General features: G+C 27.6%; 17 protein-coding genes. 2 read left to right on the forward strand and 15 right to left on the reverse strand.

Going from position 1 to position 21095, the window contains the following annotated elements; all coding sequences use genetic code 11:
* Window positions 1-11: 11 nt before the first annotated feature.
* The 13 genes from ABCP60_RS11795 to ABCP60_RS11855 form a co-directional block, all read right to left on the reverse strand.
* Window positions 12-1853, reverse strand: a complete 1842-nt coding sequence (locus ABCP60_RS11795; RefSeq protein ID WP_343101807.1) for a glycoside hydrolase family 13 protein — start codon at window positions 1851-1853, stop codon at window positions 12-14.
* A gap of 4 nt (window positions 1854-1857) precedes the next feature.
* A complete protein-coding gene (locus tag ABCP60_RS11800; RefSeq protein ID WP_092923076.1) occupies window positions 1858-4278 on the reverse strand; it encodes a glycogen/starch/alpha-glucan phosphorylase in 2421 nt (806 codons plus the stop codon).
* 12 nt (window positions 4279-4290) lie between these two features.
* A complete protein-coding gene (gene glgA / locus ABCP60_RS11805) occupies window positions 4291-5733 on the reverse strand; it encodes a glycogen synthase GlgA (RefSeq protein ID WP_092923073.1) in 1443 nt (480 codons plus the stop codon).
* 19 nt (window positions 5734-5752) lie between these two features.
* A complete protein-coding gene (gene glgD, locus ABCP60_RS11810) occupies window positions 5753-6883 on the reverse strand; it encodes a glucose-1-phosphate adenylyltransferase subunit GlgD (RefSeq protein ID WP_343101808.1) in 1131 nt (376 codons plus the stop codon).
* A 2-nt stretch (window positions 6884-6885) separates the two neighbouring features.
* Window positions 6886-8037: a glucose-1-phosphate adenylyltransferase gene (locus tag ABCP60_RS11815; RefSeq protein ID WP_166504843.1), complete on the reverse strand. Its 1152-nt coding sequence runs from the start codon at window positions 8035-8037 to the stop codon at window positions 6886-6888.
* Window positions 8038-8054: 17 nt separating this feature from the next.
* The gene (glgB, locus tag ABCP60_RS11820; RefSeq protein WP_195581849.1) at window positions 8055-10058 is read right to left on the reverse strand and encodes a 1,4-alpha-glucan branching protein GlgB; all 2004 of its coding nucleotides are present in this window, start codon (window positions 10056-10058) and stop codon (window positions 8055-8057) included.
* A 387-nt stretch (window positions 10059-10445) separates the two neighbouring features.
* Window positions 10446-11438 (reverse strand): SPFH domain-containing protein, encoded by a 993-nt coding sequence (locus ABCP60_RS11825; RefSeq protein ID WP_343101817.1) that lies wholly within the window; start codon window positions 11436-11438, stop codon window positions 10446-10448.
* 41 nt (window positions 11439-11479) lie between these two features.
* Window positions 11480-11920, reverse strand: coding sequence for an NfeD family protein (locus tag ABCP60_RS11830; RefSeq protein ID WP_343101809.1), 441 nt, complete (start codon window positions 11918-11920; stop codon window positions 11480-11482).
* A 110-nt stretch (window positions 11921-12030) separates the two neighbouring features.
* Window positions 12031-13065: an ATP-binding cassette domain-containing protein gene (locus tag ABCP60_RS11835; protein ID WP_195929215.1), complete on the reverse strand. Its 1035-nt coding sequence runs from the start codon at window positions 13063-13065 to the stop codon at window positions 12031-12033.
* A 2-nt stretch (window positions 13066-13067) separates the two neighbouring features.
* Window positions 13068-13748 (reverse strand): molybdate ABC transporter permease subunit, encoded by a 681-nt coding sequence (gene modB / locus ABCP60_RS11840; protein WP_195581845.1) that lies wholly within the window; start codon window positions 13746-13748, stop codon window positions 13068-13070.
* 28 nt (window positions 13749-13776) lie between these two features.
* Window positions 13777-14544, reverse strand: coding sequence for a molybdate ABC transporter substrate-binding protein (modA, locus tag ABCP60_RS11845; RefSeq protein ID WP_195581843.1), 768 nt, complete (start codon window positions 14542-14544; stop codon window positions 13777-13779).
* A gap of 77 nt (window positions 14545-14621) precedes the next feature.
* Window positions 14622-15269 carry a hypothetical protein gene (locus tag ABCP60_RS11850; protein ID WP_092923055.1) on the reverse strand — a complete coding sequence of 216 codons (648 nt, stop codon included), beginning with the start codon at window positions 15267-15269 and terminating at the stop codon, window positions 14622-14624.
* Between the two features lie 158 nt (window positions 15270-15427).
* Window positions 15428-16423 carry an asparaginase gene (locus ABCP60_RS11855; protein WP_343101810.1) on the reverse strand — a complete coding sequence of 332 codons (996 nt, stop codon included), beginning with the start codon at window positions 16421-16423 and terminating at the stop codon, window positions 15428-15430.
* Window positions 16424-16584: 161 nt separating this feature from the next.
* Here ABCP60_RS11855 and ABCP60_RS11860 point away from each other — a divergent pair, with 161 nt between their 5' ends.
* Together ABCP60_RS11860 and ABCP60_RS11865 are read left to right on the forward strand one after the other, a co-directional pair.
* The gene (locus tag ABCP60_RS11860) at window positions 16585-17016 is read left to right on the forward strand and encodes a MarR family transcriptional regulator (protein ID WP_343101811.1); all 432 of its coding nucleotides are present in this window, start codon (window positions 16585-16587) and stop codon (window positions 17014-17016) included.
* 5 nt (window positions 17017-17021) lie between these two features.
* A complete protein-coding gene (locus ABCP60_RS11865) occupies window positions 17022-17417 on the forward strand; it encodes an HsmA family protein (protein ID WP_092923050.1) in 396 nt (131 codons plus the stop codon).
* A gap of 53 nt (window positions 17418-17470) precedes the next feature.
* Here the strand turns inward: ABCP60_RS11865 and ABCP60_RS11870 are convergent, their stop codons facing one another.
* Both ABCP60_RS11870 and ABCP60_RS11875 read right to left on the reverse strand, forming a co-directional pair.
* Window positions 17471-20644, reverse strand: coding sequence for a two-component regulator propeller domain-containing protein (locus ABCP60_RS11870; RefSeq protein WP_343101812.1), 3174 nt, complete (start codon window positions 20642-20644; stop codon window positions 17471-17473).
* A gap of 168 nt (window positions 20645-20812) precedes the next feature.
* On the reverse strand, window positions 20813-21034 hold the full coding sequence (locus ABCP60_RS11875; protein ID WP_343101813.1) for a NifU family protein: 222 nt from the start codon (window positions 21032-21034) through the stop codon (window positions 20813-20815).
* Between the last annotated feature and the right edge of the window lie 61 nt (window positions 21035-21095).

The following is a 21095-nucleotide window of genomic DNA, read 5'->3' on the forward strand; positions in this document are numbered from 1 at the left end:
TAGAAATATTATTATTTTATATTAATTATTTTAAAATCTTTAGGAGGAATAATTAAACTTATTGTATCAACTTCTTTTTTAGTTGAGTTTAATTCTACCTGGACATCTTTAATTAAATCTATCTCTCTTGCTTCTTTTCCTAAATTTAGATCTATACATTCTTCCTTATCTGATTTATTTATTATAATTAATATTTTTTCATCACTTGTATATCTTATATATGAAAATACAGCATCATTTTTCGTGTTTATAAATTCAGTTTCCCCTTGTAATAAAGCTTTATATTTATTTCTTATAGTTGTAAGGTTTTTGTAAAACTCAATCATATTCTTATCCTCATGCTTCCAAGGATAAGTTCTTCTGTTATCTGGATCTGTTTTTCCACAAAGTCCTGCTTCATCTCCATAATATATATATGGAACTCCTTCAAATGTCATTTGTATTGCTACTGCAATCTTTAATAATTTATTATCTTCATTAAGTTCTGTTTTAATTCTTGCGACATCATGGCTTCCTAATAAGTTTAAATTAGATTTAAAGGCTTCTTTTGGATAATTTTCTTTTATTTCTAAAAATTTATTATTAAGTTGCTTTGATGTAATTGCTCCTTTGAGAAATTCTAATATATTTTTTCTAAATGGATATCCCATTACAGAGTCTAGTTCTTTACCTAAAAGATATCCCCTTCTTTTATTGTAACTAATTTTATTAGATGCATCTTCCCATACTTCTCCTACCAAAACAGCTTCACTATCTATATTTTTAAGTTTTAACTTAAATTCTTTTATAAATTCCGATGGTAACTCATCACATACATCTAATCTCCAACCTTTAACACCCATACTAGTCCATTTATTTATAACACTATCATCATCATTTATTATATAATTCATATAAGTTTCATTAAGCTCATTAACATTTGGAAGATCCTTTACTCCCCACCAAGACTCATATTCTTCGTTATTATCTTTAAATGTATACCAATCTCTATATTTTGAATTATTTGATTGATATGCACCTACTTCATTGTAATTATTATATTTATTAAAGTACTTACTATCTGCCCCAGTATGACTAAATACTCCATCTAATATAATATTTATTCCCTTGCTTTTAGCTTTATCAATTAATTCCTTAAATATTTCTTCATCTCCAAACATGGAATCAATCTTTTTGTAGTCTCCTGTATCATACTTGTGATTACTAGATGCCTCAAAAACTGGGCTTAGGTATATAATACTTACACCCAGTTTTTTAAGATATCCTAATTTATCAATTATTCCTTTTAGATTTCCACCATGGAAATCCCATCTTATTATATCTCCTTGTTCATCTTTTATATACATAGGGGCATCATCCCAAGTGCCATATAAAAAGCTATTTTTCTTTGGATTATTAATCTTCTTATTTCTATTCCCATTATTAAATCTATCTATAAATATATGATATAATATCCCTTCTTTATACCAAGTAGGTGCATTATACTCATCATATACTGTTATTTGATATTTGTTTATATTATTATATTGGTATTCTATACAACTTCCATCTTCTATATTTTTTCCATAGTATATTACTTTAATTTCTCCTTCTATTTCAACTTCTACTTTAAAGTAATAAAAATATAAACCTATTTCATTAAATCCACTAAATTCACCATTATAGTATTTTTTATTCTCTTTTATCAAACTTATTTTATCTATTTCTACATCTTCCTTTAAAATTACCCAGGAAATGTCTTTTACGTTATAATTTTCATTAACTTTAACTGTTATTCTAAACTCTTGGTTTAATTTTAAAGCACCAAAAGGAGCTTTATCTTCCCAGGAATTATAAGTTATTATATTTCCCATTTATCTAGCACCCCCTAAACCAAATGTCTTTTGCATATTCAGATATAGTTCTATCACTAGAGAAAATACCTGAATTAGCTATATTAATTAGACACATTTTACTCCACTTTTCTTTATCCCTATATAAAGTATCTATCTTGCTTTGGGCCTCTATATAATTTTCAAAATCTCTTAGTACAAAATATTCATCATTATATGTTATTAATGAATCATATATAACCCTACCTTCTTTTGATATATTTGGAATAAATCCATTTACCAGATCGTCTACAACTCGCTTTATTTTAAAATTAGAGTTATATAGATCTAAAGATGAGTATCCTCCATATTTATTGTAATTTAATACTTGAGATGCTTTAAGTCCAAATATAACGATATTTTCTTCACCTACTTGGTCATATATCTCTACATTTGCACCATCTAATGTTGCTAAAGTTATTGCCCCATTCATCATAAATTTCATATTTCCAGTTCCTGATGCTTCTTTTGTAGCTGTTGATATTTGCTCACTAACATCTGTTGATGGAATTATTTTTTCAGCTAAAGACACGCCGTAATTCTCTATAAATACTACTTTTATCTTGTTATTTATGCTTTTATCATTATTTATTTTTTCAGCCACAGAGTTTATCAACTTTATTATACATTTAGCCAAGTGATATCCTGGTGCTGCCTTTGCACCAAATATAAATGTTCTTGGTACAATGTCAAGTTCTGGATTTTCTAATAACTCATGATATAAGTGTAAAATATGAAGTACATTTAATAGCTGTCTCTTATACGCATGTAATCTTTTTATTTGTACATCATAGATTGATTCTGGATTTATGCATATACCATATTCTTCAGCTATAAAATTAGCAAGTTTAGTTTTATTTTTTATCTTAATACACTCTAATTTCTTTAAAAAATTTCTGTTTTCTTTATAATCTTCTAACCTTTTTAATTCTTCTGTATCTTTTTTCCATATATTACCTATATGCTCTGTTATCAAGTTGCTAAGGTCTTCGTTACAACTTATAAGCCATCTTCTATGAGCTATGCCATTAGTCTTATTGTTAAATTTACCTGGATCATCTTCATAAAAATCACTTAGAACTTCTTTCTTTAATATTTCTGTATGAAGCTTTGCAACTCCATTTACACTATAACTCCCTATTATAGATAGATTAGCCATGTTTATGTTATTATCACATATTATACTCATTCTTCTTATTTTTTCATTATCATTATACTTATGATTCAGATATTCTACATATCTCTTATTTATTTCTTCTATTATCATATAAATTCTAGGTAATAGCTCTTTCATCATATCTACAGGCCATTTTTCCATAGCTTCTGCCATTATTGTATGATTCGTATAGGATATAGTATTTTTTGTTATATCAAAAGCTTCTTCCCAAGATAATCCCTCTTCATCTAGTAAAATTCTCATAAGTTCTGGTATGCATAATGTTGGATGTGTATCATTTATATGAATTGCTATATGTTTTGGAAAATCTAGTATATCAAACTTATTTTTTCTATATTTATTTATTATATCTTGTATTCCTGAACTTACTAAAAAGTATTCTTGCTTTAATCTTAAAAGTTTTCCTGCATGATTTGAGTCGTTTGGATATAAAACTTGAGATATTTCTTCTGTGTAGTATTTATATTTTAAGGCTTGCTCATAGCTACCAGTAAAAGTATTTGCATATAATGTATTAATTCCAAAATCTCTATTTAAGATTTCTGCTTTAAATAATCTTAATGTATTTATGCAATCATTATCATATCCTATTATTGGTATGTCATATGGCATAGCCATAACTGGTATATAACCATGATGTTTTGCTTTAAGTCTTCCATTGTCTTCTTCTAAATAAACCTCTCCACCAAATTTAACAACTACAGCTTTATTTGGTCTAATACTTTCCCAAGAGTATTGTTCATGTAAAAGCCAGTTATCAGGTACTTCTACTTGATATCCATTAATAAATTTTTGCTCAAATAAACCATACTTATATCTTATACCGTATCCATGACCACTTATATTAAGCGATGCCATTGAGTCTAGAAAACAAGCTGCTAACCTTCCAAGACCACCATTTCCTAAAGCTGGATCTTTTTCTGCACATATTAAATCATCTAAATCTATTCCCATATCCTCTAGACCTTCTTTTATCACTTCTTCTATTTGTAAATTTAATAAATTGGATTTTAATTGTCTACCTATTAAAAACTCTATACTAAAATAATAAACTTCTTTGTTAGTACTAAGTCTATTATCTACCCAATACTTAGCTATTATATCTTTTATAACGCTGCTTAAAACTATTTGAAGTTGTTCATTTGTAGCTTCATTTATAGAGTGTGCATAGATGCTATATATTTTTGAATTAAACATTTCTTTAAATTCTTGTTTTGTAATTCTGACCATAGAATCTCCCCTTTAATTCTGAGTATCTTTATAAGTCTTTATATACTCTTTAGCTGACTTTTCCCAGCTACTATCGGTATTCATTGCATTTATAACTAACCTTCTCCATTTTTCTTTATCATTATAAGTTCTTACAGCCTCTTGTATACAAAAAAGCATTTCATGTGCATTATAGTTTTTAAAACTAAATCCATTTCCTTCTCCAGTATATTTATTATATGGATTAACTGTATCCTTAAGTCCCCCAGTTTCCCTAACTATCGGTAATGTTCCATATCTCATAGCTAACATTTGACCTATACCACAAGGTTCAAATAAAGATGGCATTAAAAACATATCACTTCCTGCATATATTTGTTGAGCAAGAGAGCTATTAAATATTATTCTAGCTGAAACTTTTTTAGGATATTTTGAATCATAGTAATTAAACATAGATTGATATTGATGTTCTCCTGTTCCTAGTACCACTATTTGAAGTTTTTCCCTAAGTATTTCAGGCATAATATAAGATATTAAATCAAAACCTTTTTGTGATACTAATCTTGATACTATACCTATAAGAGGTATCTCTTCATTTACCTCAAGACCTAATATTTCCTGTAGTCTTAATTTATTTTTTACCTTATTATCTATGCTATTTATATCGTATCTAAAAAATAATTCATTATCTGTTGAAGGATTATTTAAGTCATAATCTATTCCATTAAGTATACCTTTTAATTTGTGATTATTTGATAAAAGCAATCCATCTAAGCCATATCCATAGTACTTTGTTTGTATTTCACTTGAGTAAGTTGGACTCACAGTAGTAACTTTATCACTAAATACTATTCCCGCCTTCATAAAGTTAACTCCACCGTAATATTCTACATCCCCATTATCTAAATAGGATTGTGGAAGTCCTAATACATCTGGTAATACTTTATTTGAAAATACACCTTGGTATTGAAGATTATGGATAGTATATATAGTTTTGATATTTCTATATTTTTCTAAATGACTATATTTTTCTTTTAATATTAATGGTATCATTCCAGTATGCCAATCGTTCATATGAATTACATCTGGGTAAAAATCAATTATAGACATAGATTCTAGTACCGCATTGCTAAAGAAAGTATATCTTTCTGCATCATCATCATATCCATATAAGTATGCAATTTCACCTTCACGTTTAAAATAGTATTCATTGTCTATGAAATAAAATTTAATTCCATCTAGCTCCATTTCTAAAAGTCCACAGTATTGATTTCTCCATCCAACTTCTACATTAAATACTGCTACCTCTTTTAATTTCTCTTTCAGATAATTAGGTATAGTTGAATACTTAGGTAGTATTACTCTAATATCTACCCCTTCTTTTTTTAATGCTTTTGGAAGGGCATAGGATACATCTCCTAATCCCCCTGTTTTTGCAAATGGCCAACATTCTGACGTAACATAAAGAACTTTCACTAACTACTTCCCCCTTAAATTAGATACTTATATTCTTTTCTATAACTATAGGATAATTTTCATCACCTTTTAATTCTCTACCTTTTGATAAAACTATGTTTTTATCAAATATCACATTTTCTAATTTACTATTCTCCCCTATGACACAATTTTGCATTATTATAGAATTTTCTATATGAACACCTTTTTCTATATGAACTTTTCTAAATATAATACTATTTTTTACATTTCCTTCAATTAAGCATCCACTTGCAATAAAAGAATTTTCTACATTAGAACTATCAGTATATATAGTTGGAGCTTCATTTTTTTCCTTAGTTAATATTTTTCTATCTGAATAAAGCAATTCCTTAGCTATATTTATATCTAATAAGTCCTTGCTTGTTTCAAAATATGATTTTACAGATTTTACACATTTTAGATATCCAGCATATTTAAATCCCCCTACTTTTTTATGTTTTACCACATCAAATATATAATCTTCTAAATACATGAAATCTCCTGTATTTGTTAGATTCTCTATTATATGTATAAAATCTAATCTTTTCATAATATACATTTCCATGTATATATTAGCCTTATTAAATGCCCCTATATTAGTACCCATATTTAATACATCATTATTATCATTTAAGGTTAATGTTATATTGCCTTTAAAATCTTCTCTTGCATTGTCAATTTCTTTATATATAAGCGTTATATAATTATTAGATTCTTTGTGATACTTTAAAACCTCTAAATAATCGATATTACATATCATGTAACCTGGAGAAACTAATACATAATCCTCTTCACTTCTTTTAATATACTCTATATTACATAATAAATTATATATATCTCCATCTCTATACGGATACATATTTTGATGTTCCGTATGTTCTGGACTAAATATAGATAATCCACCTTTCTTTCTACTTAAATCCCAGTCTTTTCCACTATCTATGTGATCTGTCAAAGACCTATATTTTTCTTTCGCAAATATACCTATATTTGTTATGCCTGAATTTACCATATTAGATAAAGTGAAATCTATAATTCTATATCTTCCACCAATAGGTGTAGATGCTATTGGTCTAGCATAATTTAATTTACTTATATTTGGATCTCCCTTTTTATTTAAATTTATTATCCCCATACATTTATTTCTCATTATTACATCACCCCTTCTGAAATTAGCTCTTCATCAACAATATCATACTCAGAAATAACATTTATCTTTTCACATTCTCTTATAATTACATTATCTTTTATTACTGCACCTTCACCTATCATAGCTTTTTCTATAACAACATTCTTTCCTATTGTGACATTTGGCATTATCACAGAGTCTGATATATTGCTATTTTCACCTATAGTAACGCCATGGGATAATACAGAACTCTTAACATCTCCTAGCACAACACACCCATCAGCTACTAATGATTCATTTATGTTAGAATTTTTACCAATATATTGCGGTGGCATTGCCATTGTATTAGTATATATTTTCCATTTTGGATCTTGTAAATTTAATACCTCTTTTGATCTTATAAGGTCCATATTAGCTTCCCATAAACTTTCTATAGTACCTACATCTCTCCAATATCCTTTAAATGGATATGCAAACATATCTACTTTATCCTCTAACATTTTTGGTATTAAATCTTTGCCAAAATCATCATAGTTTAAATTTTCTTTCTCTGATTTTATAAAGTATTTTCTTAACATCTTCCATTCAAATATATATACACCCATAGATGCTAAGTTACTTTTTGGATTTTTAGGTTTTTCTTCAAATTCATATATACTTCCATCTTCTTTAGTATTCATTATTCCAAATCTAGATGCCTCATCCCACCCCACTTCTATTACAGCTATTGTGGCTTTTGATTTCTTTTCGATATGATAATTTAACATTTTGTTGTAGTCCATTTTATATATGTGATCCCCAGATAATATAAGTATATATTCTGGATTATAATCATCTATAAAGCTCATATTTTGATGTATTGCATGAGCTGTTCCTCTATACCAACTTCCTTCTTTCTCATTCATATATGGAGGCAATATATATACTCCTCCATTTATTCTATCTAAGTCCCAATGACTACCTATACCTATGTGTGAATTTAGTATTAATGGTCTATATTGAGTCAAAACTCCAACAGTATCTATTCCTGAATTTGTACAATTACTTAATACAAAATCTATTATTCTATATTTTCCACCAAAAGAAACTGCAGGTTTTGCAATTCTTTTTGTAAACACTCCTAATCTTGATCCTTGTCCCCCTGCTAAAATCATAGCTAAAATATCTTTTTTCAATGGCTTTTCCCCCTAATTTATAATTTTTTCTTTTTTACTAATATCTTGCTATTATTTATACGTTTTATATCTTGACTTAACCCACCGATTAATATCTTTTTCCCCTTATCCATCTCATATTTAATTTTTTTAAGATTTTTTCCTTTTATAAAGGTTGCCCCTAATGGTGGTACTTTTATTTTTATGTGATGTTCTTTGTTGTGCCATTTTGAATTTATTGAGAAAAGTTCTGAACCTTTCATTGTTTGACCAGAACCTCCATAGATTACATCATCTGAGTTGAAAACTTCTTCATATGTACCTTCATACGGTACTCCAACTTTATAATCGTAATGCACTATAGGTGTGAAATTTATTACAGCTATAATAAAATCTTCTACTTTTTTACCTTTTCTCATAAGTACTACTATGCTTTGTTCATTGTTATGCGGATCTATAAAATCAAATCCTTTATGACTATTATCAATTTCATATAAAGCTTTTTCATTTTTATATAAATGATTAAGTTTCTTTACATATTCTTTAATTTTTTTGTGTTGATCTCGCTCTAACAATTCCCATTCAAGCCCATATGCATACCTCCATTCTATATCTTGAGCGAATTCATTTCCCATAAACAATAATTTTTTTCCTGGATGTATCATGTAATATGCATATAGAGTTCTTAAGCCTGCAAATTTTTTCCACTCATCTCCAGGCATTTTATCTAAAAGAGATTTCTTTCCATGAACTACTTCATCATGAGATAGAGGAAGTATAAAATTTTCTGAAAAAGCATACATAAAAGAAAATGTTATAAGCTCGTGATGATATTTTCTATATATAGGGTCCATTTCCATATATTTTAATGTGTCGTTCATCCATCCCATATTCCATTTATATGTAAAACCTAGTGATCCTTTATAGGTAGGTCCTGTAACCATAGGCCAAGCAGTTGATTCTTCTGCTATTATCAAAGGATTGTCTACATTTTCATAAATAATCTTTGTGAATTCTTTAATAAATTCTATTGCCTCTAAATTTTCTCTTCCACCATATTTATTAGGCTTCCACTGGCCTATATCATAATCTAGGTATAGCATGCTTGATACAGCATCAACTCTTATACCATCTATATGAAATTCTTTAAACCAATATAATGCATTAGATATTAAAAAGCTCTTTACTTCTGGCTTTCCCAAATCAAAATGTGCAGTGCCCCATCCTATATTTTCAGCTTTTAACGGTTCTTCATACTCATATTGAGCCGACCCATCAAATTTATATAGACCATGATCATCTTTACAAAAATGACTATATGCAAAATCTAATATAACTCCAATTTGATTTTGATGGCATCTATCTATAAACTTTTTAAATTCTTCTGGTGGTCCGTATCTACTTGTGCTACTATAATAACCTGTTGTTTGATATCCCCAAGATTCATCTAATGGATGTTCTGTTATTGGTAAAATTTCTATATGGGTATATCCCATATCTTTTACATAGTCTACTAGTTCATATAATTCTTTATAATCAAAAAACTCTCCATCCCATTTTCTTTTCCATGAACCTAAATGTACCTCATATATATTTATTGGAATTTCATTAGTATTTTGTTTTTTTCGTTGTATATTCCAATTTTTATCATTCCATTTATAATCATCTTCTTTATATACAATAGATGCTGTATTTGGCCTTTTCTCTGAGAATCTAGAATACGGATCTGATTTTAGTTTTTTACTTCCATCAGCTCCTATTATATGGTATTTATAAGAACAACCTTCTTTTATATTTTCTAAAGATATATGCCAAAATCCTAAATTATTTAGATTGTTCATTGTATACTGATACAGATTCCAATTATTAAAGTCCCCGGTTAAATAAACTTGCTTTGCATTTGGAGCCCACAATGTAAATGAAGTAATATTATCACGAATATGGCATCCTAAAAATTTATAGCTATTATAGGACTCACCACTTTTAAATTTTTTTATATTTTCTATAATAGATTTATTACATGTTACTTCTTTATATTTCATAAATAAATTTTCAATCCTCTCTCATTTTCCCCTGTATAGTATATAATTATATATCAGTAAGTCTTATAATTAACAAATAACTTATAGTAAAATTCAGTCATGTGATGTGTAATTCTAACATAATATTCTATATCTATACTATTATTTAATAGAATTATGTATAATCTTCTACTTATGTAATTTGTTAATAAACTTCAAATACATTTTTTAATTTTGTTGTTAATTAGTTTAATTATTTTTTTGACAATGTTATTTTCTAAGTAATCCATTTATTTTATATACAAAGTAATAAAATTTGCTAAAATTAAATAATTTCTAAGCAATAAAAAAACACCACTTGATACAAGTATGCATCTAGCGGTATTTTTTTATTCTTAATTAATAAATTTAATTTTTACCATCACTTAAGACTTCTTTTATACCTTTAAAAGTTCCTAAGAAGTTTACTGTATCAGAAGGTAATACTAACTTAGTTGCATTTCCTTGGGCAACCTTTTCTAATGCTTCTATAGATTTTAAAGCTAATATTCTTTCATCCACATCAGATTCCTTCATAGCTGATAATACTTCTCTTAATCCTTTAGCTGTTGCTTCTTGAACCTTTAAAATAACTTCAGCTTCTCCTTGTGCCTTAGCTATAGCCATTTCTTTTACAGCCTCTGCTTCCCCTTGTGCTTTTAGTATAGATGATTCTTTCAAACCTTCAGCTTCCCTTATCATAGCTTCTTTCTTAGCTTCTGCTCTAAGTATTGCTGATTGTTTTTCTCCTTCTGCTTGAAGTATTGAAGCTGATTTATTACCTTCTGCTTGAAGTATTGCCTCTCTTCTTTCTCTCTCAGCTCTCATTTGCTTTTCCATTGCTACTTGTATATCCTGTGGTGGCATTATATTTTTAAGCTCTACCCTGTTTACTTTTATACCCCACTTATCAGTAGCTTCGTCTAATATAGCTCTCATCTTTGTATTTATAACATCTCTTGACGTTAAAGTTTCATCTAAATCTAATTCACCTATTAAGTTTCTTAAAGTTGTAGCAGTTAGGTTTTCTATAGCTGTAATAGCATCTGCTATTTCAAATACATATCTTACAGGATCTGTTATTTTGTAATAAACAACTGTATCTATTTGCATAGTTACGTTATCTTTTGTTATAACTGGTTGAGGAGGAAAATCAACAACATTTTCTCTCAAATCAATTATATAACTCATCTGATCTAAAAATGGAACTAAGAAATGAACACCTGTGTCTGCTACCTTTCTAAATTTGCCTAGCCTCATTATTATACCTACCCTAGACTGTTTTACCACTCTTACACAAGATAGAGCAATAACAATTGCTACTACTATTATAAGTATCGGTATTACTAAATTCCCTATCATTTCAAACATAATACATCCTCCTAAATAATTTATATACCTTTTTATTTAATTATAGATACTTCATCATGTTTACATACAACTAACTTAACTCCCTCTATCTTGATCACTTTAACTTCTTCACCTTTTAAAATCTCACTATTGTCTATAGATATCGCACTCCATTCTTCATTATCTACTACTACTAATCCCATTTGATTTTCTTTTATATCTTTTGTTACCATGCCTTTTTTATTTAATACAGCATTAAGATTTGTACTATACTTAAATGTTTTATCTTTTTTAACTATCTTTCTAGTACCTATTATTAATAGAATTATTGAGATTACAGCAAATATTATTACTTGGACTATTATACTTTCTATAAAACTACTTAAAAACATAAGTATTACAGCAGCTAAACTAAACCAAATTAACGTTAAGCTCGGTGTCATAGCTTCTGCTATAGCAAATATTATTGCTACAACTAACCATACTAGTTTCATTGACCCCCTCCTAAATATAAATATATATTAATTGTATTATATCATTGTTTAATTTATATCTATGTTTATTATAAATTCTGTAATATATTGTAATATTTACTAGTTTTCCTCTAATTTAAATAATATATTTTATTTCTATTAATATTTATACTAACTCTATTTCCTCTTACAAGCTTTAAATCCTTATTTTTTAATCTTACTTCTATAGCTTTTTTACTTTTATCTTTTCTTAAAAAGACACTTATCGTTTCTGGGTTTTCTATTACATTTTCTACTACAAATTCTTTACTTATTGAATCCTCTACCTTATCTATGCTTATATTATTTTCTCTTATACCTATGTACTTAAATTTTTTAGCATTTATATCCTCTATTATTAAATCCCAATCTATAGCATATATGGTATTATCCTCCAAAACCTTAACCCTTGATATGTTTTTACATCCAGTTATTTTAGCTTCTAAAACTGTGCTTGGATTATTGAATAGATCATGTCTATTTCTTTTAACCTTAGCCTCTAACTCTTCATACACTACTATGTCTTCACACATTCTATATGCTTCTTCTATATCATGAGTAACAATTATTGAATTTTTGTTGTATTCATTTAATATTTCATTTATTTCTAATCCTATGTTTTTTCTTAAGTGGTAATCTAGCGCAGAAAATGGCTCATCTAGTAACAATACTTCCGGTTCTGTAACTAAAACCCTAGCTAATGCTACCCTCTGTGCTTGTCCCCCTGACAATTCATAAGGGTACCTATTTTCTAATCCATTAAGCTTTAATTTATTTATATACCTTTGAGATAATTCTTCTATATCTTTTTTTCGTAAATTACTTATTCCAATCTCTATATTTTTCTTTACAGTCATATGAGGGAATAGTCCATAATTTTGAAATAAAAATCCAACTTTTCTATCCTGAGGAGGTAAGTTAACTTTTTCATCCGAATCAAATAATACCTTATTATTTAATATAATTTTACCTTTATCTGGCGTTTCAAGACCTGCAATACATTTTAATGTCATACTCTTACCAGAGCCTGACTGTCCCAAAAAAACTAGTTTTTTACATTCTTGATTTATTTTCACTTTTAATATCTTTTCTCCAACCCTTTTTTCTATATCAATATATAGAGACATTATTATTTCCTCTTTCCTACTATTTTTAATTGTTTGTTAGACCAATAATTAAGTATTAACATTATACCTAGTGACATTAGTATTATTACCATAACCCAAAAGCTAGCCATAGCCATATTTCCACTTTCAACCTCAAAAAATATAGCTATTGGTATTGTTTGTGTTTTTCCAGGTATATTTCCGGCTATCATCAATGTAGCTCCAAACTCACCTATTGCTCTTGCAAATGATAATGCTATACCTCCTATCACACCAGGTGTTGATAGCGGTAATATTATTTTTTTGAATATATTCCACTCACTAAGACCTAAAGTCCTTGCTGATAGTATTATATTTTCATCAATTTGTTCAAATGACGACCTTAAGCTTCTGTACATAATTGGTAAAGATACTGCTACTGCTGAGATTACAGTAGCCCACCAAGTAAATATTATATTTTTATTCATTGATATTAATATATTTCCTACTATCCCATTTTTACCAAATATAAGTAACAAACAAAATCCAACTACTGTTGGAGGTAGTATTAAAGGAAGGGTTAAGATTATTTCGATTAAGGTTCTAAATTTTCCTTTATAGTTCATCATAAGATATGCTATTAAAATTCCTATTATACTTGTTATAATAGTTGCAATTAGAGATGTTTTTATAGATATAATTAATGGTGTCAAATCAAAATTCATATTATATGTAATTCCCCCTATTTTATAGTTATATTTCCTTATACCCATATTTTTTTAATATATCTTGTCCCTCTTTGCTAAATAAAAATTCTTGGAAATCTTTAGCTTCTTCTATATTTTTGCTATCCTTTATTATCGCCATTGGGTATATTATAGGTGAATGGTATTTATCATCTATTTCCTTTATAATATTAATTTTATTATTGTTTACTGCATCCGTTGAATATACAAATCCTACATCCACATTTTCTACTTGAGCCCACGCTAGTACTTCTTTTACATCTTTAGCATAAACTAACTTATCTTTTACTTTTTCCTCTAAGTTTAAATTTTTTAAAGTTTCATATGCATATTCTCCTGCTGGTACACTTTCAGGATGCCCTATTCCTATATGTTTAACTTTTTCACTCATAAGATCGTCTATACTATAACTTTTCGAATTATTGCTACTAACTAAAACCAACTTATTTTTTGCTAAATTTCTTACACTTTCCTTATTTAATATACCTTTTTTATTTAACTCATCTACTTGTTTTTTCCCTGCTGAGATAAATAAATCACAAGGAGCTCCTTGTTCAATTTGTTGCTTTAGAGTTCCTGATGAACCATAATTTATGACTAATTCAACATTATTATTTTTAAGTTCATATTCTTTTTTTAATTCTAAAATTGCTTCTTTTAAGCTTGCTGCTACCGAAACATTGATTTGTTTTTTATTATTTTCATTACTTGTACACCCTAAAATACTAATAGCTATTAAACATACTATTATCATAAAGATGCTAAATTTTTTCATAATATACTTCTCCCTAAATTAATTTTTATAACATCTTTATATTATCAAAAACACCTACATTAATGTAGGTGTTTTAATTATTTTTTATTATTATCTATTATAGTTTTAGTTGTGTCTAAGTCTTTTCCTATACATCTTTGACTGTTTATTCTTTCTGATACTAGCATTTCTGCTAATAAACCTTTTAATTCATGTACTAATTTTTCTATTTCTTTTTTACCTATTTCTTCTTTGTCAATTTCTTTTTTTGCTTCTTTTGGATCTATTATAGTTTTAGTTGTATCTAAATCTTTTCCTATACATCTTTGACTATTTATTCTTTCTGATACTAACATAGTATCTACCATATTCTTAGCTTCTTCTACTAAATTGCTTATTTCTTCTTCTGTAAACTCTTCTTTATCAACACTTTGATCTATTATAGTTTTAGTTGTATCTAAATCTTTTCCTATACATCTTTGTGTATTTATTCTCTCTGATGTTAACATAACTCCTGATATCCCTTTTATTTCTTTCGCTATTGTAGATATTTCTTTTCCTAACTTATTTAACTCTTCCTGTGTTAATTCTTCTTTTTCTACATCTTGGTCTATTATAGTCTTAGTTGTATCTAAATCTTTTCCTATACATCTTTGTGTATTCATTCTTTCTGAAGCTAACATAACCCCTGCTAATCCTGTTAATTCTTCTTTTAAACCATGTAATACGTTTCCTAACTTTTTCATGTCCAGCCACCTCGTTGTTAAATTTTGCATCTCTTAATTATAATTACCATATAAACATTTGTAAATACTTTATTTTATCTTACTTTTATTATACCTATTATTGTAAATATATATATCTCTATTTTGATTAATTTAATATATTATATTCTTACCACGAATTACCTAAGTTTAAACTCTGATTTTGTTTCTCCAATAATTTTTCCTCTAGCATTTTTTAATTTTGGATTATGAAACTTAGATAATTTTTCTTTTTCCTCTTTAGATATTAAACCTAATTGATCTAAAGTTTCTACCACTGCACAGTTGGTGGATATATCACTTCCATCTTCTGTCTTAACAGCTATACCTATTCCATTTTTTTTATCTCCTAATAAATATACACCCTCAGATCCCATTTTCCCAAATATTCTTCCTTTGCATGCCTTCATTAATTCTGTACAAAATCTATCACTTCCTCCTACCATCTCGGGATAACTAATCATAGCTTTAGTTATTCTATTTATGTATTCAGATTTTACATATATATTTGTTGGATTAGCCATTTGTGCAAATCCATATGCTAAGTTTTTTAATTTAAGTGCATGTGTTGGAGCACCACATCCGTCTATTCCAATTAAAATATCTTTCTTATCACATCCACATATCTTAGACATATTATTTAATATTCTTTGCTGAACCGGATGTTTCAATTCTAAGTAATCATCTAAATTTTCCTTATTAGCCTTAGCACTAATCAACATCCCACAATGCTTTCCAGAACAACTGTGATGTTTTTTAGTTATATCTTTTCCTGACCTAATTAAATTCTTGTATACATCTAAGTTAAATGGTACCTTAGTTCCACACTTTAAATTATCTTCACTAAGATTTGATTTTTTTAATATACTATTTATCCCCTCTACATGGTAATCTTCACTAGAGTGAGAAGAGCACATTAATGCTATTTCTTTATCACTTATATTATATTTTTCACAAGCTCCACTCTCTAAAACCTGTATTACCTGTATTGGTTTTGCACTAGATCTTGCATATATAATTTTCTCTGGATTTGAATAATACTTTAGTAACTTATTATTACTATCGACTACAGCTATATGAACATTATGGCTACACTCAACTAGGCTTCCTCTATATGTATTTACTGCGCCTATCACTTTAACCCTCCTTATTAAAAAAATATTTTATTAATTATTATATGTTATTTTTCTTTGTCTATATATCTTTTTGAAATTAGTTTATATATAAATTATTCATTTTTTAACTTTTAATTGTTTGCATAAAAACTTTTTGGGTAATAAATTATAGAGGTTATTTTTTGAATTCAAAATATGACTGTTTTAAAATAACCTTGTTATTAAAAGAGCTCTACTCTAAGACAATGCATTCTATAGAAGACAATTTTAAAGAAGAAAGTTTGACTTATCAACAAATTATAGTAATTAAACTTATTGCTCACAATGATGATTTAACAATATCTGATTTTTGCAAAAAAATGTCTTTAGCAAAAGGTACTGTTTCAGGTATAGTTACTAGACTTGAACAGAGTGGATATTTGGAGAAATTTAAAAAGGAAACTGATAAACGAAATACTTATCTAAAATTTACTGATAAAGGAAAGTATTTTGCTTTTGAGTTTCGATCTAAGATTCAAAAAAGTTTTGATAATACTTTTAGAAATTGTAATAATGAAGATTTACATGATCTTAAACTAAACTTAGAAAACATTTTATCTAAAATTAAGGAGTGACAACTATGAGTACTAAACTGATAATGGCTATTACATTCATTACATTCGCACTTATATTTTACACTGTAGGTGTTTTTAGCGAAAGAAGAGCTAATACCTTAACTAAAAAACATGTTATAATATTCTGGTTAGGCCTTGTATGTGATACATTAGGTACAACTACAATGACTAGTATAGCTTCTAGCGGTAATTTATCTATCTCTCCTGTTGCAGAGAGTATACATGGGATAACAGGTTTACTTGCTATAGTTCTTATGCTATTTCATGCTTTTTGGGCAACTTATGTATTATATAAAAATAATGAAAACCAAAAGAAAGTATTCCATAAATTTAGTATAGTGGTTTGGTCTATATGGCTTATACCTTACTTTATTGGAATGTTTATCGGAATGATGCATTAGTAGATATAAAATATAAAAAGAACGTTGTATTAATACAACGTTCTTTTTATATTTTATAAGATAATAGTAAACTTAGTACCCTTGTTTATTTCACTTTCTAAGTATATCTTACCATTGTGAAGTTCAACTATCTGTTTTGTTATAGTAAGTCCCAATCCACTTCCACCTTTTACTTCTGAGTTTGCATCTACAACTTGATTAAATCTATTAAATATTGATTCATGGTATTTATTATCTATACCTATACCTGTATCTTCTACAGTAATTATTACATTGTCATTATCTTCTTTTATAGTTATTATAATTTTTCCACCCCTCGGTGTAAATTTAGCAGCATTTTCCACTAAATTAACTATACATCTCTCAATTTCACTAGCATCACATACGATATATTTTTCCTCAACCTCTGGGTCAATTATTAACTCTATACCATTGTTTTCTACATACTCTTTTAATGATAATGTGGCTTCTTCAACAACATATACAATGTCATTTTCTTTTAGGTCTAATTTATATTTGCCATATTCTATCTTTGTGGTGTCAATTAGATTATTTATTAGCCTTAATAATCTTTTGGTATTTCTATCCATTACCATCATATATTGAGATAATTTTTCTCGTTCTATACCACCTTGAGATTTATTAAAGTCTGTTATAAGTTGTTCAGTTGTATAAATTACATTAAGAGGCGTTCGTAGTTCATGAGATAAATTTATAAAGTAATTATTTTTTCTTCTTTCTAGGTCTATTACTTTATTTAAAAGCTCATTACTTTTTTGCATCTCTTTTCTTAATTGAGCTGTTCTCTTCTTTACCATATTATCTAAGCGATTCACTCGATTTACATTATAATAAATTATAAATACAAATATTATTATATATATAAAAATTGCTAAGTTACTTTTATAAAATGGGGGTTTTATATTAAACTTAACTTGATTTTCACTAGTTATCGTTCCATTATAGCTCCTTGCTTTTACCCTTAATGTGTAATTTCCTGGATCTAAATTGCTATAATTTATATCATTAGATTCAACTTTACGCCATCCTTCTTTAGTCCCTTCTAGCATATAATAATACTGTATATTCTTAGTGTTTCTATAATCAGGTAAAAACAAAGTTATATTTATGAAATTTTCATCATGCTCAAATTCCATGTTATTTATATCATTATATTTTTTGCCATTTATCTCAAAGTTATCAAACATAACTTTAGGCGTGTATTTTTCAGTATTTATATCAGATGGATGGAATATATTTAGTCCATTTATTCCTCCAAATATTAACTCTTCTTTCTTATTTTTATATAAAGCATTTCCATTAAACTCTCCACCTTGTAATCCATCTGTTATGCCAAAATTCTCAAATTTTTTTGTCTTTATATTTAGTCTTGATAAACCCGAATTAGTACTTAACCATAAATTTCCCTTATAATCATTTAAAATCCCATATACGATATCATTTGAAAGTCCCTCTTGGGTTGTATAAGTAGTAAATTTACCCGTTTCTTTATCTAGCTTATTTAAACCATAACTAGTCCCTATCCATAAATCTCCATATATATCTTCATTTATATCTCTTATAGTATTTGAACTTATAGAACTTTCATCATTTTTATCATATTTATAGTTTTTTATTTCTTTTGATTTAGGATCTATACTTATAAGACCATTATCTATAAAACACCCTATCCAGTATACACCACTTTTATCTTCATATATAACTTTAGCAAATAAAGACTCTATTCCTGACTTTTCTAGAACTTCATCTAAATTGATTATATCATTAGTCTTAAAGTTTATTATACTTATCCCATTTGGAGTTCCCACCCATAAGTTATCTTTACTGTCTATAAATACAGTTCTTATATCATCTTCTTTTAGCCCATTGGATTTATCGTATACAATTATACTATTATCATTCTTATCTATTATATTTAAACCACTTCTAGTTCCTATATATATTTTGTCTTCTTTTCCAGTTATATCATTTATAGAATTATCACTAAGTGTATAGTTTGTATTTTCTCTATTTAAATGACTTACATCTCCATTTTTTCTATTAATTATGTTTATCCCTTTAGAGTTTGTACCAACCCATAATAATTCATCTTCATCTTCATATATACCATGAACTATATTTTCACTTAATGAGTTCTTGTCATTAGGATTATTTTTATAATGAATTATCTTATTTTTAGGGTCAAATATGCTTATGCCCGAATATGTTCCAACCCATATAAGTCCACTTTTATCTTCAATTATATCAAAAACGTTGTCCTGAGATACTGAATTATAGTTGGTACTTTCATTTTTATATGTAATAAATTCTTTACCTTCATTTATTTTTGCAAGTCCCCTATCTGTTCCTACCCATAATGTATCATTACTATCCTTATACACTTCTCTTATAAAGTTACTTGGTATGGATTTGCTATTATTCTGATCATGTATATATTTTTTTATCTCATTAGTTTCTATATTAATTTTATTTAATCCGTTTTTAAAAGTTCCAACCCACATATACCCATCATCATATAATAAAGCATATATGTCATCTTTTATTGTTTTATTTACATCTTCGCCTATACTATATTTATATACTTTTTTATTCTTTGTATTTAATTTATCTACTCCACTTTTTGTTCCTATCCATATATTCCCATACTCATCTTCTTCTAATTCACGTATATATTGGCTACTTAAATCTTCTTTTCCTCCTAAAATTCGCTCAAACCTATCTTCTTCAGGATTATATAGATTAAGTCCATCTGATGTTCCTACTATTATATCTCCATCTTTAGTCATAAGAATATCTCCTATGTTATTGTGAGATAAATTTCCACTTTCTTTGTCATTAAAATAGTTAGTTATCTTATCTGTATTAATATCTATTTTACTAAGCCCATTAGCTGTTCCTACCCATATATCTCCATTACTATCTTCTTGAAGGCTTACTATGTAATTGTTTGCTATACTGCTTTTTGACCTTTGATTATGTCTATATATCTTAAAATCATACCCATTATATTTATTAAGACCATCATTAGTACCTATCCACATGTATCCTTTTTGATCTTGAATAATAACTTCTGCTGTTGACTGAGACAAGCCATCTTTATTGCTTATTTTGGTAAAGTGTACATCATAACCATATACTTTATATCCATCCCCTAATATTAATATAGTTATAAATAAAATCATTCCTGCAATATATTTATTTTTCATCATTTTCCCCTTATTTAAAAATCATTCCTACAAAATTATACTATATTGTACATCATTTTTCTACTTTATATATGTTTCAAAACATCTCCCAAATATATTGATGCCTATTTTACTAATAAATTAATACTCTTTGCAAAAAAAGAAAAGTGCCAAATGCACTTTTCTTTTTTATATTCCTATAACTTGAGTTACACCTTTAACTTCCTTAACAAGTAAATTTTCAATAATAGCCTTTAATGTCATTGTTGCTCCTGGGCATCCTTTACATGCTCCTTGTAACTTCACTAATACAACTCCTTGGTCATTAACGTCTATTAGTTCTACATCTCCACCATCTCTTTGAAGAATTGGTCTAACTTTTTCTAATGCTTTTTCTACCTCTTCTCTCATGTCTATCCCCCTTATTTTCTAATAATTTTAGTATTCTACATAAATCTTGAATTTCCTTTAT

Source organism: Romboutsia sp. MSSM.1001216sp_RTP31141st1_G3_RTP31141_220114 (genome assembly GCF_039031195.1).
GTDB lineage: Bacteria > Bacillota > Clostridia > Peptostreptococcales > Peptostreptococcaceae > Romboutsia_C > Romboutsia_C hominis.